This is a genomic window from Streptomyces albiflavescens (assembly GCF_014645835.1).
GTDB classification, from domain to species: Bacteria; Actinomycetota; Actinomycetes; order Streptomycetales; family Streptomycetaceae; genus Streptomyces; species Streptomyces albiflavescens.
In genome coordinates this window covers 49,470-64,392 of record NZ_BMMM01000010.1, presented here as the reverse complement: position 1 = coordinate 64,392, position 14,923 = coordinate 49,470, and the positions used below count along the sequence as shown (strand labels likewise).

Below are 14,923 nucleotides of genomic sequence, written 5' to 3'. Positions count from 1 at the left end.
GCCTGGGGGGTGCGGCATTTCGGTGTGCCCGCACGGTTGGGACGCGTCGACAGGCACGCGCAAGATCCACAGGAACGAGGACCAGATGACCGACCCCGTGACGCTGGACGGCGAGGGCGTGATCGGCGAGTTCGACGAGAAGCGCGCTGAGAACGCCATACGCGAGCTGCTGATCGCGGTCGGCGAGGACCCGGATCGCGAGGGCCTCAAGGAGACGCCGGGGCGGGTGGCCCGTGCGTACAAGGAGATATTCGCGGGGTTGTGGCAGAAGCCCGAGGACGTGCTCACGACGACGTTCGACCTGGGGCACGACGAGATGGTCCTGGTGAAGGACATCGAGGTGCTGAGTTCCTGCGAGCATCACCTGGTGCCGTTCGTCGGCGTTGCCCACGTCGGGTACATCCCGTCCACCGACGGCAAGATCACCGGTCTGTCGAAGCTGGCTCGGCTCGTGGACGTCTATGCCCGACGGCCTCAGGTGCAGGAACGGCTCACCACGCAGATCGCCGACTCCCTGATGGAGATCCTGGAGCCGCGTGGCGTGATCGTGGTCGTCGAGTGCGAGCACATGTGCATGTCGATGCGGGGCGTACGCAAGCCCGGCGCGAAGACCATCACCTCGGCGGTGCGCGGTCAGCTGCGGGATTCCGCCACCCGCAATGAGGCGATGAGCCTCATCATGGCGCGCTGACTGCTGCGACCGGGACGGCTCCGGTGTTACGCCGCCGGAGCCGTCCCGCCGTTGTGCTCATCGTCCTCGGGGAGCTTGCAGACGCGTTCCAGGAAGAAGCCGGCCGCTATGACGCCGATGCCGGCGACGACGGAGAGGCCGGCGTAGACGGCCTGGTCGCGGCGGGCGGGGATGTCGAGGGATTCCAGCAGGAAGACGCCCGCGCCGCCGTACATACCGGCGACCAGGGCGGCGACCAGGGCGCTCGCCTGGCCGAAGACGACCGCGCGGGCCGCCATCAGGGGGTCGACGCCCTTGGCGCCGGGGCGGCGCTCGCGCTGGGCCTTGAGGCGGGCGCGCAGCGAGAGTGCCGTCGCGAGCAGGACGACGGCGATCACGGCCAGGACGATGGGAGCGGCGAGAGGGACCCGGGGGAGTGTGCCCACCGCGTTCCACAGGCGGGCGCCCGCCCAGGACAGGACGCCGGCCACGACGAATACGGCGGCCAGCGTCCTGATGCGCAGCTGTTTCACTTTGCCCCTTCGGTCATTCGCGGCCTGACGGTCGTCTTGACCTTAACGACTACTCGGGCAGCCGGAGTTCCAGGTCGGCGCGGGGCGCGACGCCGTCCCGGTTGATCGTCGAGAGGAGCTGGGCGACGGGGCCGCGGCCCGGCAGCTGGGCCTCGGGCTCCACATCGTGCCAGGGGGCGAGGACGAAGGCCCGTTCGTGGGCGCGTGGGTGAGGGAGAGTCAGAACCGGGTCGTCGGAGACGACATTGGCGTACGCCACGATGTCGACGTCGATCGTGCGCGGGCCCCAGCGCTCGTCCCGTACGCGGTGGAAGGCCTCCTCGACCGCGTGCGCCCGCTCCAGGAGCGAGGACGGGGGGAGGGTGGTCTTCAGAACCACGACCGCGTTGAAGTACGTCGGCTGGCTGCCCGGTTCGACGCCCCAGGGCTCGGTCTCGTAGACGGGGGAGACCGCCTTGACACGGACGCCGGGGGTGTCCTCCAGCGCGTCGATGGCGCCCTGGAGGGTCTCCAGACGGTTGCCCAGGTTCGCGCCGAGGGAGATCACCGCGCGCTTGGGGTTCTGCAGGGTCGTGTCGGCGGCGTCCACCCGCTCCACCACGGAGGCGGGCACCGGCTGTACGGTCGGGTCGCTCTGACCCTCGGTGTAGAAGGCGGTCATACTCGGCTCCGGGTGATGGTGACGGTCACGTCGTCGAAGGGGACGGTGATCGGCGCGTCCGGTTTGTGGACGCAGACCTCGACCTCCTGAACTCCGTCGTGCTTGAGACATGCCTGGGCGATGCGCTCGGCGAGCGTTTCGATGAGGTCGACGGGCTCGCCCTCGACGACCGCGACGACCTCCTCCGCCACGACGCCGTAGTGCACGGTCTTCGCCAGGTCGTCGTCGGCCGCGGCCGGTCGGGTGTCCAGGCCCAGCGTCAGGTCCACGATGAAGGTCTGGCCCTCCTCGCGTTCCTTCTGGAAGACACCGTGGTGCCCGCGGGCCTTGAGGCCGCGCAGCGCGACACGATCCACGCGAATCACTCCTGCAATCGTCGGTAGCGGCCATCGTGAACCGAGTGCGGTCGGCACACCAGCCTCAAACGAATCTACCTGCGGGCACTGACAAAACTCGCCCACGGGGGCGTGCGCCCGGGCGAAGGTCATGAGGCTTCACCGGGCGTTTCCCCTGGGGAACACGGCGGCTCACGGGTTGGTAGCCGCCCCTACCCCGAGGTAGGTGATTCCAACCACTTTTTGGTCCCTGTGAGTCGCCTACCCACTCAGCCGGGGGTGTCGTCGTCCTCTTCCTCGCCGGATTCGGCGAGTACGGGGGAGGCGTGGTGCGACCAGAGCTTCCAGCCGTCGGCTGTGCGGCGGAACACATTCGTGGCGACGACCAGCTGGCCCACGAGCGGGCCGAGCTCGTCGCTGTCGTCGGGGGCGGGACCGCCGCTGAGGATGTTCTCCGTGCAGGTGACCAGTGCCGTGTCGCCGGTGACGGAGACGCGCACGTCGGTGAGGAAGAACTGGATGTACTCGGTGTTCGCCATGATCAGCGCGTACGAGCGCAGCACCTCGCCGCGACCGTTGAGGACGGGCCAACCGGGGTGGACACAGGAGATCACCGCGCCCTCGCCCTCGATGTCCTCCTCGGCCGTGTCCAGCGGGGCCAGCCACAGCGACGAAAGCACTTCGAAGTCGCCCCGTTCCATGGCCTCGTAGAAGGCGGTGTTGGCGAGTTCGACCTGTTCGACGTCGGTGCGGGCGGTGCTCACCGGGCTCCCTCTGCGGCCTGGGCCTCTGTGTCCGGTGCCGCCGCGCGGGCGCCCTCGACGGCCCGGGCGACGCGGACGGCGTCGGCGGTGGCCCGTACCTCGTGGACACGGACCGCCCAGGCACCCTGCTGGGCGGCGAGCGCGGAGACGGCGGCGGTGGCGGCGTCCCGCTCGCGCGCGGGCGGCGGGGCGCCCTCGGGGCCGGCCAGCACGCGGCCCAGGAACCGCTTGCGGGACGCGGCGACGAGCAGCGGGTGGCCGAGGTCACGCAGCCGGTCGAGGTGGGCCAGCAGCGCCAGGTCGTGCTCGGGGTCCTTGGAGAAGCCGAGACCCGGGTCGACGACGATGCGGTCGGGGGCGATGCCGCCCGCCAGAACGGCCTCCACGCGTGCGTGCAGCTCGTCGACGACTTCGGAGACGACGTTCTCGTACGTCCCCTTCACATTGCCGCCCTGCAGGAAGCCGCGCCAGTGCATGACCACGAAGGGGGCGCCGGCCGCCGCGACGGCGGGGATCATCGCGGGGTCGGCGAGGCCGCCGCTGACATCGTTGACGAGGGCGGCACCCGCCGCGAGCGACTGCTCGGCGACGCTCGCGCGCATGGTGTCGACGGAGACGGTGACGCCCTCGGAGGCCAGGCCGCGGACCACCGGGATGACGCGCTTGAGTTCTTCCGCCTCGTCGACGCGGGTGGCGCCGGGGCGGGTCGACTCGCCGCCGACGTCCACGAGGTCGGCGCCCTCGCTGACCAGGCCGAGGCCGTGCTTGACCGCGGCCGTCGTGTCGAACCAGCGGCCGCCGTCGGAGAAGGAATCGGGGGTTACGTTGACGACGCCCATGACCGCGCAGCGGTCCCATGCCGGCAGTCCCGCGACTCGGCCGCGCCCGCGCTCATTGCTCATACGTCCAGCCTAGGCCTCCGGCGGGGGGCCGAATCGCCTCGGGAGACCGACTCGATTCGAGCGACCGCCTCGTATCCGGGCGGGCGGCCTGAGCGAGGGCCCAGGGCTGGGCGGTTCGGGCCCTCGCTCAGGCCTGTTCCTGGGAGCCTACGCCGCCCTGATCCCGTGCTCCGCCACCGCGTGCGCACACGGGCGCGGAGCCGGAGTCCGGCGGCGCAGCAGGCGCGGCAGGGCCAGGTTCACGAAGCCCTCGGCCTGCATGGCGGCGAAACCGATGCGCGGGAGGTCGCGTGAGGACCCGTAGACGACGAAGCGGGGTTCCCAGCACGGACGGAACTTGGCGTTGAACTTGTACAGGGACTCGATCTGGAACCAGCGCGAGAGGAAGACCAGCAGGCCCCGCCAGGCGCGCAGCACGGGCCCCGCGCCGATCTTCTCGCCGCGGGCGAGCGCCGAGCGGAACATCGCGAAGTTCAGCGAAACCCGCTGGATGCCGAGCCGGGGAGCCGCGTGGAGCGCCGCCACGATGAGGAGTTCGTTCATGCCGGGGTCGGCCGAGCGGTCCCGGCGCATGAGGTCGAGCGAGACGCCGTTCGTTCCCCAGGGGACGAAGTGCAGGACGGCCTTCAGGTCGCCGTACGGGCCGGGTTCGACGTCGGCCTTGTGAGCGGTGGCGATCAGACAGTCCCCGTCGGCAGGGTCGCCGATGCGGCCGAGCGCCATGGAGAAGCCGCGCTCGGTGTCCGTGCCGCGCCAGTCCTCCGCCGCCCGCCGTATGCGGTCCAGCTCCCCCTCGCCGAGGTCACGGATGCGCCGTACCCGTGTCTCGTAACCAGCCCTTTCGATGCGTTTCACCATCTGGCGCACATTTCGCATCGCGCGCCCGGCCAGGGAGAAATCCGCGACATCCACCACCGCCTCGTCACCCAGTTCGAGGGCGTCCAGACCGGTCTCGCGGGTCCACACCTCGCCGCCCGTCTCGGAGCAGCCCATGACGGCGGGCGTCCAGGAGTGCGCCTTGGCCTCGTCCATGAAGCGCTCGATCGCGCCGGGCCAGGCCTCCACGTCGCCGATCGGGTCGCCGCTGGCGAGCATCACGCCCGACACGACGCGGTACGTCACCGCCGCCTTGCCGCTGGGCGAGAAGACGACGGCCTTGTCGCGGCGGAGCGCGAAGTGGCCCAGCGAGTCGCGGCCGCCGTGCTTCTCCAGGAGGGCCCGCAGCCGGCTCTCGTCGTCCTCCGTGAGGCGTGCGGCGGGGTGTTCGGGCCGGAAGGCCAGGTAGATCGTCGTGACGGCGGTCAGCCAGCCGAGCGCGCCGAGCGAGAAGGCGACCGTCCAGGAGGTGGGTCCGGTGTAGTCGACGGGCCCTTCGAAGCCGACCAGGCCGTACAGGACGTGGGTGATGCGGTCGGCCAGGCTCGGGTCGCCGACCATGTGGTTCTCGTGAACGCTGACGATGACCAGTCCGAGGACGAGGGAACCGGCGCCCATGAGAACGAAGTTGGCGAGCGCTCGCCAGCGGCTGCGCGGATCGGGCAGGGCCGCGAACTCGCCGCGGTGGCGCAGCAGCGGTGCGAGCAGCGCCAGGGAGATGACGACGCCGATGATCGAGTGGCGGTACGCGAACTGAGCGACGGCACCGGCCGGCAGTAGTACGACGGCGGCCCGCCACGCCCGGCGCTTGCGTCGCCGCAGCCCGTGAGCCAGTAGCAGGAGAAGCACGCCGGCACTGAGCGACAGCGCGGCGGCGAACGGGCCGAACGAGCCGGGTAGCACCTCGGCGATGGCGTGCATACGGCTGCGCCGGAAGCGCGGGAAGACGCCGGCGGCGATGTCCAGGAGTCCTACGAGCGTGCAGGCCCTGGCGACCAGGGCGGGGACGGCCTCGGGGCGCGGGCCGCGGACTATGCGCCGCGACAGGCCAGTTCGGCTCGGAACCTCGCCCGACATTTCCCCATCTATCCTGACAGACATCGCATCCCGTAGTTCTGCGAGAGACCTTGAATCCGGTGCCAATTCCGGCATCCGGCGACATTGCGCCCTCTAGGACGGTGTCTTGGGGAGACAGGTTCACTCCCCTTCGGAAAGCCGGTTCAAAAGGCAAGGAAAGTCCGGGGCAAGCGCACGCGAAGGAGCTGCGCAGGCCGGGGACGGAAAGCGCAGGCAGGAACAGCTCATGGGTCTCACGAGCAACAAGGTGCTGGTGCTGGCAGTCCTGTTCGCCGTGCTGCTGTTCGTCGGCACGGTGTGGTGGTGGCCGCGGCTGGCACGGCACAACTGGCGGGCCGTCAGCGGACGGGTCGGCCTGTTGCTGGCCACCCAGGTGGCGATCTTCGCCTCGATCGGCCTCTGCGCCAACCAGGCGTTCGGGTTCTACGCCACCTGGGCGGACCTCTTCGGGCAGGAGAGCGGCGAGGGTGTGGTCATCGACCACAACGGCTCGGGCGGCGGCCCCCTCCAAGTCGTCGACACCCAGCAGGTGAAGGTGTCGGGCGGTTCCCGGTCGCAGATCGGCGGCCAGATCCAGAAGGTCGACATCGTCGGCCGTACGACGCACATCGCCACTCCGGCGTACGTCTATCTGCCCCCTGAGTACTTCCAGCCGCAGTACCGCACCCGCACCTTCCCCGCCGCCGTCGTCCTGACCGGCTACCCGGGCACCGCCGAGGCGCTCATCAAGGGGCTGCACTATCCGCAGACCGCCCACGAGATGGCCAAGACCGGCAAGATGCAGCCGATGATCCTCGTCATGCTGCGGCCGACCGTCGCGCCCCCGCGGGACACCGAGTGCGTCGACATCCCCGGCGGCCCGCAGACCGAGTCGTTCTTCGCCAAGGACCTCCCCGACGCCGTATCGGCCCACTACAGGGTGGGCAGGAAGCCCGGCAGCTGGGGCATCATCGGCGACTCCACGGGCGGCTACTGCGCGCTGAAGCTCGCCATCCACCACCCCGAGGCGTACGCCGCCGGCGCGGGCCTCTCGCCGTACTACAGGGCACCGATCGATCCCACGACGGGCGACCTCTTCCAGGGGGACAAAGCACTGCAGAACAGTGCAGACCTGCGGTGGTACCTGAAGAACAAGCCCGCGCCCGACACCTCACTGCTCGTCAGCAGCAGCAAGGTGGGCGAGGCCAACTACAAGGCCACGCTCGGCTTCATAGACCTCGTGAAGTCCAAGCGGCTCACCCGGATCTCGTCGATCATCCTCGACAGCGGCGGCCACAACTTCAACACATGGCGGCGGGAGATCCCGGCGACGCTGCAGTGGATCAGCGGGCGGCTGAGCGACCGCTGACGAGAGCGATGAACCCCGGCCGGGGAGGGGGCCATCGACGGGGTCCCCGAATATTCGGCGATGTTCCCGGAATTCCTCCGAGGAGTATCCGCAGTCGAAGGGTTTGATCAAGAAATAGAGACCCTTCTGTGACGAGCGGAGGTCCTTGTGGACGGAAGGGGAGGTGTGAAGGCTGCGGGATGGGTGTGTTTTTACCGCGCGGGACACCAAGATTCGCCTACGCGCGGTAAGTTTCTGGCCATGCCACGTGGACGTCACCGCCATTCCCCGCCTTTGCACAGGCTGCTGCCTCCTTCGGCGATCGCAGGCGTCTCGCTCGTCTGCGCCGTGGGGCCCTGGCTGTTCACGGAGCCGCTGGTGCTCCGTGGGCTGGCCGCGGGTGCCGCGGTGACGGCGGTCGTGGGCGCGGTCGTCATGCGCCGTTGGGACACCGCGGCGGGTAAACGCGTCGCGGACCTCACGCGCGCGCGGGCGAGCGACGAGTGGCGTCATGAGGAGCGCGTCGCCGAGCTGGAGACCGACCTCGACGAGTCGCGCGAGCTGCGCACCAAGCTGGAGCACAAACTGCGTGCGAAGCGGGCGGAATTGGCGGGCCTGCGCAACGAACACGCGGCGCTGCTGCGGCGGTATGCCACGGCGGAGACGGAGCGGGCGAGCGCGCTGGAAGGGCGTCGGCAGCTCGCGATAGAGGCGTCGACTCCGGCCCGTGCGCTGCCCGCAGCGCGCACGGCGTCGGCGGAGCCGGAGACCCCGCAAGCGCAGGGCTCTTCGGAGACGGTGGCTTCCACGAAGGCGGCCGAGGTGCCGCAGGGGGCCGAGGGCGCGGCCGCCGCGAGCGCGTCGACGGCCGCCGAAGCCGAGGCTGCCGCCTCCGAGACCTCGGAAGCCTCTGAGTCCGCTGAGTCCTCCGAGTCCTCCGTGGCGACGGACGCTCCGGCGTCTCCCGAGGTCTTCTCCCCGGCCGGGTCGTCGCTCTTCCTCCGGGCCAACGCGGCGTTGAGCCGGATCGAGAGCGGTGCTGCGGAGGAGGAGGCCGCGGAGGCCTCGTCCCAGGCCCCGGCACTGGTCGAGTCGGTCGAGGCCGACCCGGCGAAGTCCCAGTCGGTGACGGACGAGCCCACGAGTGGTGGGTCCGCGGAGGTGGAGTCCCCGAAGGGCGGTTCCGCCGAGGCGGGCTCCTCCTCGGACGCCGCCGCGGAGGAGGGCGAGGCGCAGGGGAAGCCCGGGGCGGTCGGCGGGCATGAGCGCGCGGCCGCCGAGGCGAAGCCCTCTCAGCCCTCCCTGCCGTCGCAGCCGTCTCAGTCCTCCATGGCGCCGCAGGGTTCGAAGCCCGCGGCGTCCGCGCAGCCGTCCGGGCACTTCACGGTGCCGACCGCGGTGGCCGTCGTACCCGCCGCGCCCGTGCGGCGGCCCTCGGTCGAGGGCGGGTTCGACTTCTTCGGTACGCAGAAGGCGTCGTCCGCGGCCGCGCTCGAGGCCATGCAGAACGAGGACCTCGCGGACGTGGTCGGCCAGGAGGCGCTCGCCCTCCACAAGGCCGAGGCCGAGGCCGGGTTCAAGCCCGCGGACGAGGGCTCCCGCGGCGTGGGCCAGGTCATCGACCTGACCGCGCACGACGAGACGGAACAGATCGACGTGGCGGGTCTGCGGAGCGCGGCTTCCTGACCTGGGCGCCGTCCTGACTGCGGCTCCACCTGCGGCGAGGGACGGCAGCCCGTCCGCCGCAGGCGCGGGTGGGCGCGGGGCAAAGGGTGTCCGAGGACGGTCGTAGCTGGGGGCATGTGTGCCGCCAGGGGCGACCCTCGTCCCAAGGAGCGCGCCACCTCGCCACCGCCGAGCAGCGCACTCGCCCCAAGCCGGGACCCATCCCGGGCACCGGTGAAGCGGGCGCACCCGTCCCTGGAGGAGCGGCACCAGGGCGCGGCGGAGAGTGGCACCAGAGAGCGGCGCCCAGCAGGCGCCGGCAAGGGCCCCGATCCGCGCCCTGAAGGCGTCGGCAAGGGCCCCCGATCCGCGCCCCCACTCCGGGCACCCGGAACACGCGTCAGGCCATCCACCGATCGGGCCGAGCCTCCCGCCGTCCCGTACGGGAACGGTCGGCCTGCGCCCGAAGAAGCTCCGCCGCCTCGGAGGCGTCCCGCAGCCGTGCCGTCACCGTCTTGTTCGCGCCCGTGTCGACATGCACGTCGGCGACGCCCCTGAACCGTTGCCACGGCCCCTGCGTCAGCCGCACGCTCTGCACCTTCGCGTGCGGCACGAGCGAGAGGCTGCGGCGCAGCAACCCGTGCCGCGCCGCGAAGACGGTGTCGGTGACGGCGAGCCCGTACCCCCGCCACCAGAACGGCACGCACCAGCCGGCCCGCCGCGGCGGCCGGGACAAGGACGCCGGCACCGCCACCCCCGGCAGCACCCGCGCGATCACCGACTCGGCGACCTCGCGCGGAGCGACGGGCACGAGCACGGAGTTCGACGACCCGGCCACGTCCAGCTCGACGCGCACCCACCCTCTCCCACTCTCGGCTTCTCCCCCACTCTCGGCTTCGCTCATGGGTGACCCCCATGAGCGAGGGGACCCCCATCGCCGCCACAGCAGCGGCTCCACGATCCGTACGGTCTGCACGCGTCCGGGCGGCACCGTCTCGTGCGTACGGTCGAGGAGCCCGTGATCGATGCGGAGCCCGTCCGGGGATTCGCCCACCGTCCAGTCGTACTCGCCGACGAACCGCCCCACGCTGCTCGCGCCCGCCGCGCCGAGCAGCGGGACACCGGTCGCGAGGACCGTCCACACACTGTGGGTGGCGAGCCACAGCACCGGGGGCACGACGAGTGCGGCGGCCAGCGAGCCCCAGGTGGCGCCGGTGAGCACCAGGGAAACGGCCAGCACGCGCGCGGGGACGTGCAGCAGTTGCCGTACCGGCGCCTCGCCGACCTCGTGCGCGGTCTCCGGCGCGAAACCGGCCGCGCGGGCGAGGAGTTCGGCGCGCAGCGCGCGGGCCTCACTCTCGCCCAAGTACGCCAGTTCGTCCTTCTTGTCCGTGCCTATGACGTCCAGTTTGAGCTTGGCGACGCCCGCGACGCGGGCCAGCAGCGGCTGGGTGACGTCGACGGCCTGGAGCCGGTCGAGCCGGATGTGCGCGGTACGGCGGAACAACAGGCCCGTACGGATGCGAAGTTCGGTGTCGGTCACGGCGAAGTGCGTGAACCACCAGCTCAGGAAGCCGTAGAGGGCGGCACCCGGGACGAACACGGCGAGCCCGACGAGCAGCGCGGTCGTTGTCAGCCTGGTGAGCTGCTCCTGCGCCTGGTTGGGGTCGTGGACCGCCCACCCGGCGATCACGGCGACGGGCGCCCAGGCGCGCCGGAACGGCGTCACCGGGTGGAGCCGCCGCTCGACCAGCGGCTTCTCCTCCTGTACGGCGTCCTCGGTGCCCGGCGTCGGCGTCGTCACAGCCCCGCCGATCGAGCCTCGCCCAGCTCGGTCAGCCGGTCCCGCAGCCGCTCGGCCTCGGCCGGATCGAGACCAGGGATGCACGCGTCGGTCGCCGCGGCCGCCGTGTGCAGTTGCACGCTCGCGAGCCCGAAGTGCCGCTCGACGGGCCCCGAGGTCACCTCGACCAGCTGCATCCGCCCGTACGGCACCACGGTCTCCTCGCGCCACAGCACACCCCGGCTGATCAGCAGGTCGTCCGCGCGCTCGGCATACCGCCAGGAGCGCCAGTTGCGCCCCAGCATGCGCCAGCCCCAGACCGTCAGGGCGAGCGGCAGCAGGGCGAAGGCCGCCCAGACCGGCCCGGCGAGCAGCCCGAGCAGCAGCCCGACGGCGATCGTCAGCAGCCCCAGCCACACCACCAGCAACAGCCGTCGCATTCGTAGCAGCCCGGGGGGCAGTCCGGTCCAGACCGGCTCCGCGTCGGCGTTTTTCATGGTCCCCGTCTCCATGGGGCAAGCGTACGTACGAGAGACTGTCTCCATGACTCCTACGACGGAGACCATGGTCGGTATCGGCGGCGCCGCGGAGAGCACCGACATGGTGCTCAACATCGGCCCCCAGCACCCGTCCACGCACGGCGTGCTGCGGCTGCGGCTCGTGCTCGACGGCGAGCGGATCCAGCACGCGGAGCCGGTCATCGGCTATATGCACCGCGGCGCGGAGAAGCTCTTCGAAGCGCGCGACTACCGGCAGATCATCATGCTCGCCAACCGCCACGACTGGCTGTCCGCGTTCTCGAACGAGCTGGGTGTGGTCCTCGCCGTGGAGCGGATGCTCGGCATGGAGGTCCCCGAGCGCGCGGTGTGGATGCGCACGCTGCTCGCGGAGCTCAACCGGGTCCTGAATCACCTGATGTTCCTGGGGTCGTACCCCCTGGAACTGGGTGGGATCACCCCGATCTTCTACGCCTTCACGGAGCGCGAGGAGCTCCAGCACGTCATGGAGGAGATCTCCGGCGGGCGCATGCACTACATGTTCAACCGGGTCGGTGGCCTCAAGGAGGACCTGCCCGCCGGATGGGCCACGCGCGCGCGTGCCTCCGTCGCGGCCCTGCGTTCACGGCTGGACGTGTACGACGACCTGGTGCTCGGCAACGAGATCTTCCGGGGGCGTACGCGGGGTGTGGGCGCCCTCGCGCCGGCGACCGTGCACGCGTACGGCGTGAGCGGGCCCATCGCGCGCGCCTCCGGCGTCGACTTCGACCTGCGCCGCGACGAGCCGTACCTCGCGTACGGGGAGCTCCAGGACACCCTGAAGGTGGTCACCCGCCAGGAGGGCGACTGCCTGGCCCGCTTCGAGTGCCTCCTGGGGCAGACGCACAACTCGCTCGACCTCGCGGACGCCTGCCTCGACCGGCTCGCGGAGCTGCCGCCGGGGCCGATCAACCAGCGCCTCCCCAAGGTCCTCAAGGCACCCGAGGGGCACACCTACGCGTGGACCGAGAACCCCCTCGGCATCAACGGCTACTACCTGGTCAGCAAGGGCGAGAAGACCCCGTACCGGCTGAAGCTGCGCTCGGCCTCGTACAACAACATCCAGGCGCTCACCGAGCTGCTGCCGGGCACGCTGGTCGCGGACATGGTGGCGATCCTGGGGTCACTGTTCTTCGTGGTGGGGGACATCGACAAGTAGTCCCCCAAGGGGTGCGTCCGGAATTCCAACCGGCTGGAGCAGCCAGCCGAAGTCACCGAGGCCGCCGGGCGCGGTGAGTTCCGCTGCCGCGCCCGCGCTCGCGAGGGCGCGCACGTAGGCGCTGGGGTCCGTGGACGCGAGCGCGAGCGGAGGGCGTGCGCCGCTCACCCCCAGCGCGCGCAGTGCGGCGCGCTGGGTCATCACGCGCGCCCCGGGCCCCGCGCACGCGTCGAGCGCCACGTGCGCGGTGATGTCGCACGACCCGTCCGGCACCGGCACCGTCTCCCGGCCCTCCCGGAAGCCCGTGAGCGTCCCGAAGGGCGGCCGGGCGGCGGCGAAGTGCGCGTAGTCGACGGCGACGGCGAGCCCCCGGTCGAGCGTCGACACGGCGGAGGCCCAAGCGGTGTCCCGGGGGAGCCCGATTTCGGCGCGGGTCCCTTCGGAGAGCGCGTCGACTCCTTCGGCGCGCGGCGTTTCGGATTCCGTCGGCTCGGAGGGCGGCATTTCGGCGGCTGCCTTTCCGGACGGCAGAACGTCTGCTTCGGATGCCGACGGTTCGGACGGCAGAACATCTGCGTCGGATGCCGACGGCTCGGACGGCAGAGCGTCGGACGTGGACGGCGCCTCGGGCGGCACAGTCACGGACGTGGACGGCGCCTCAGGCGGCACAGCCACCGGTCCCGGCGTCTCGGACGGCCGCGGCCACCACCTCCGCAGCCACTCCGCGTCCGTCCCCTCCACGGGCTCTCCGAGGCGTTCGGTCCCGTCCCCTCGTACGAGAACCAGACGTCGTACGCCGTCGGAGTCCACTTCGGCGACATCCACCGGCACGTTGTCCAGCCACTCATTGGCGAACAGCAGGCCGGTGATCCCCCTCGGCGGCTCGGCGTGCCACTCGATCCGGTGATCAAGGCCGGCGGGGCGGTCGGCGCGCTCGACCGCGTACCCGCGCGCGCGGGAGGCCACCTCCGCGGGGAGCGCGGCGAGGACGCCGGTCACCAACTCGCCGCGGCCGGCCGCCATGTCGACGAAGGCGAGGGAGGCGGGGCGGTCGAGTGCCTCGTCGAGGAGGCACAGCAGCCGGGCCACGGCCTGCGCGAAGAGGGGCGACGCGTGCACCGAGGTGCGGAAGTGGCCCGCGGGCCCCTCGGGCCTGCGATAGAAGCCGGAGGGCCCGTACAGCGCCTCCTCCGTCGCCTCGCGCCAACCCCGCCACTCAGCCGTCGCCTCACGTCTCACCGGGCCAGGCTAAGCGTCACGGAGTGCGGGGCCTCCACCTTGGGGAGTACGAGTTCCGGTTACGGATCGACCCTCCGGTTGACCCCTGCACACTGCACGCTTCCCTACTCTGGGTTACGTGCAGCGCCTCTATGACTTTCTCCGCAGACACCCGACGTGGGTCGACACCGCCTGGGCCGTCGTCCTGCTCGGGCTGACCGGCGCGAGTGCCGCGAGTGTCAACGAGGCCCCGGACCACCACGGATCGTTCGCCGCGGTGCTCGCGATCTCCGCCTTCCTGTCCGTCGTCGTCGCGCTGCGCCGTCGTATGCCGGAGAAGATGCTCCTGCTGGCCTGCGCGATCGGTGCGGTTCAGCTGGCCCTGGACGTCGAGACGATGGTCGCCGACTTCGCCATGCTGGTGATCGTCTACACGGTCGCCGCGAACGGGGCGCGCTGGGCCTCCCGGCTCGCGCTGTCCGTCGGCCTGGGCGCGGCGACCCTCGCGGAGGTGCGCTGGCCGCAGGGGGGCACGAGTGCCCTGGGCCATGTCGCGATAGCGGTCTTCCAGACGGTGCCGTTCGCTCTCGCCTGGGTGCTCGGCGACTCTCTGCGCACCCGCCGCGCCTACTTCGCCCAGCTTGAGGAGCGCGCCGCCCGTCTGGAGAAGGAGCGCGAGGCGCAGGCCAAGGTCGCGGTCGCCGCCGAGCGCGCCCGGATCGCGCGCGAACTGCACGACGTCGTCGCGCACAACGTCTCGGTGATGGTGGTCCAGGCCGACGGCGCCGCGTACGTCATGGACACTGCCCCCGACCAGGCCAAGAAGGCCCTGGAGACCATCTCCGGAACCGGCCGTCAGGCCCTCGCCGAGATGCGCCGCCTGCTCGGCGTACTGCGCACCGGCGAGCACCAGGAGACCGGCGAGTACGTGCCGCAGCCCGACGTCGAGCAGCTCGACGACCTCATCGAGCAGTGCCGCACCTCGGGCCTCCCGGTCGACTTCAAGGTGGAGGGCACCCCGCGCCCCCTCCCCAGCGGCGTGGAACTCACGGCGTACCGCATCGTGCAGGAGGCGCTGACCAACACGCGCAAGCACGGGGGGCCGAACGCGGGTGCGAGTGTGCGCCTGGTCTACTTCGACGACGGCCTCGGACTCCTCGTCGAGGACGACGGCAAGGGCGCACCCCACGAGCTGTACGAGGAGGGGGGCGCCGACGGACGGGGTCACGGCCTGATCGGCATGCGCGAGCGCGTCGGGATGGTCGGCGGCACCCTGGACGCGGGGCCCCGGCCCGGTGGAGGCTTCCGCATCAGCGCCCTGTTGCCGCTGAAGCCCGCCCACTGACACCTGTAACGCCCCCTTTTGGCCGCTACATAGCTTTTTGACCGCTATTTGACCGCTCTATAGCTTTTGAAT

Annotated in this window: 14 protein-coding genes; 5 read left to right on the top strand and 9 right to left on the bottom strand. The window is 71.2% G+C overall.

The window, feature by feature from the left end; translation table 11 throughout:
• The first annotated feature begins 85 nt into the window (after positions 1–85).
• Positions 86–691 carry a GTP cyclohydrolase I FolE gene (gene folE, locus IEY95_RS25940; RefSeq protein ID WP_189188546.1) on the top strand — a complete coding sequence of 202 codons (606 nt, stop codon included), beginning with the start codon at positions 86–88 and terminating at the stop codon, positions 689–691.
• A 26-nt stretch (positions 692–717) separates the two neighbouring features.
• Here folE and IEY95_RS25935 read toward each other — a convergent pair whose 3' ends face one another.
• The 6 genes from IEY95_RS25935 to IEY95_RS25910 form a co-directional block, all read right to left on the bottom strand.
• Complete coding sequence (locus tag IEY95_RS25935; RefSeq protein ID WP_189188545.1) at positions 718–1,203, bottom strand: DUF3180 domain-containing protein; 486 nt, start codon at positions 1,201–1,203, stop codon at positions 718–720.
• Between the two features lie 49 nt (positions 1,204–1,252).
• Positions 1,253–1,864, bottom strand: coding sequence for a 2-amino-4-hydroxy-6-hydroxymethyldihydropteridine diphosphokinase (gene folK, locus IEY95_RS25930; RefSeq protein WP_189188544.1), 612 nt, complete (start codon positions 1,862–1,864; stop codon positions 1,253–1,255).
• Positions 1,861–2,220, bottom strand: coding sequence for a dihydroneopterin aldolase (gene folB, locus IEY95_RS25925; RefSeq protein WP_189188543.1), 360 nt, complete (start codon positions 2,218–2,220; stop codon positions 1,861–1,863). The genes folK and folB overlap by 4 nt, the downstream gene beginning before the upstream one ends.
• Before the next feature lie 248 nt (positions 2,221–2,468).
• Positions 2,469–2,963 (bottom strand): nuclear transport factor 2 family protein, encoded by a 495-nt coding sequence (locus IEY95_RS25920; protein ID WP_189188542.1) that lies wholly within the window; start codon positions 2,961–2,963, stop codon positions 2,469–2,471.
• Positions 2,960–3,865, bottom strand: coding sequence for a dihydropteroate synthase (gene folP, locus IEY95_RS25915; RefSeq protein WP_189188541.1), 906 nt, complete (start codon positions 3,863–3,865; stop codon positions 2,960–2,962). The genes IEY95_RS25920 and folP overlap by 4 nt, the downstream gene beginning before the upstream one ends.
• 147 nt (positions 3,866–4,012) lie before the next feature.
• A complete protein-coding gene (locus IEY95_RS25910) occupies positions 4,013–5,818 on the bottom strand; it encodes a phosphatidylglycerol lysyltransferase domain-containing protein (protein ID WP_189188540.1) in 1,806 nt (601 codons plus the stop codon).
• Positions 5,819–6,044: 226 nt separating this feature from the next.
• Between IEY95_RS25910 and IEY95_RS25905 the strand changes: the two genes are divergently transcribed.
• Together IEY95_RS25905 and IEY95_RS25900 are read left to right on the top strand one after the other, a co-directional pair.
• Positions 6,045–7,166: an alpha/beta hydrolase gene (locus IEY95_RS25905; RefSeq protein ID WP_189188539.1), complete on the top strand. Its 1,122-nt coding sequence runs from the start codon at positions 6,045–6,047 to the stop codon at positions 7,164–7,166.
• A 240-nt stretch (positions 7,167–7,406) separates the two neighbouring features.
• Positions 7,407–8,831 carry a hypothetical protein gene (locus tag IEY95_RS25900; protein WP_189188538.1) on the top strand — a complete coding sequence of 475 codons (1,425 nt, stop codon included), beginning with the start codon at positions 7,407–7,409 and terminating at the stop codon, positions 8,829–8,831.
• 379 nt (positions 8,832–9,210) lie between these two features.
• On the opposite strand, the gene IEY95_RS25895 is transcribed toward IEY95_RS25900, so the two are convergent.
• Together IEY95_RS25895 and IEY95_RS25890 are read right to left on the bottom strand one after the other, a co-directional pair.
• The gene (locus IEY95_RS25895; protein WP_505993783.1) at positions 9,211–10,698 is read right to left on the bottom strand and encodes a PH domain-containing protein; all 1,488 of its coding nucleotides are present in this window, start codon (positions 10,696–10,698) and stop codon (positions 9,211–9,213) included.
• Positions 10,611–11,138 carry a PH domain-containing protein gene (locus tag IEY95_RS25890; protein ID WP_373294546.1) on the bottom strand — a complete coding sequence of 176 codons (528 nt, stop codon included), beginning with the start codon at positions 11,136–11,138 and terminating at the stop codon, positions 10,611–10,613. Before IEY95_RS25890 ends, IEY95_RS25895 begins: the two co-directional genes overlap by 88 nt.
• Between IEY95_RS25890 and IEY95_RS25885 the strand changes: the two genes are divergently transcribed.
• On the top strand, positions 11,137–12,288 hold the full coding sequence (locus IEY95_RS25885) for an NADH-quinone oxidoreductase subunit D (protein WP_189188535.1): 1,152 nt from the start codon (positions 11,137–11,139) through the stop codon (positions 12,286–12,288). The genes IEY95_RS25890 and IEY95_RS25885 overlap by 2 nt on opposite strands.
• On the opposite strand, the gene IEY95_RS25880 is transcribed toward IEY95_RS25885, so the two are convergent.
• Positions 12,253–13,527 carry an SAM-dependent methyltransferase gene (locus tag IEY95_RS25880; protein WP_229703370.1) on the bottom strand — a complete coding sequence of 425 codons (1,275 nt, stop codon included), beginning with the start codon at positions 13,525–13,527 and terminating at the stop codon, positions 12,253–12,255. The two genes, IEY95_RS25885 and IEY95_RS25880, sit on opposite strands and share 36 nt — an antisense overlap.
• A 118-nt stretch (positions 13,528–13,645) precedes the next feature.
• Between IEY95_RS25880 and IEY95_RS25875 the strand changes: the two genes are divergently transcribed.
• Positions 13,646–14,851, top strand: coding sequence for a sensor histidine kinase (locus IEY95_RS25875; protein ID WP_189188534.1), 1,206 nt, complete (start codon positions 13,646–13,648; stop codon positions 14,849–14,851).
• Positions 14,852–14,923: the final 72 nt, after the last annotated feature.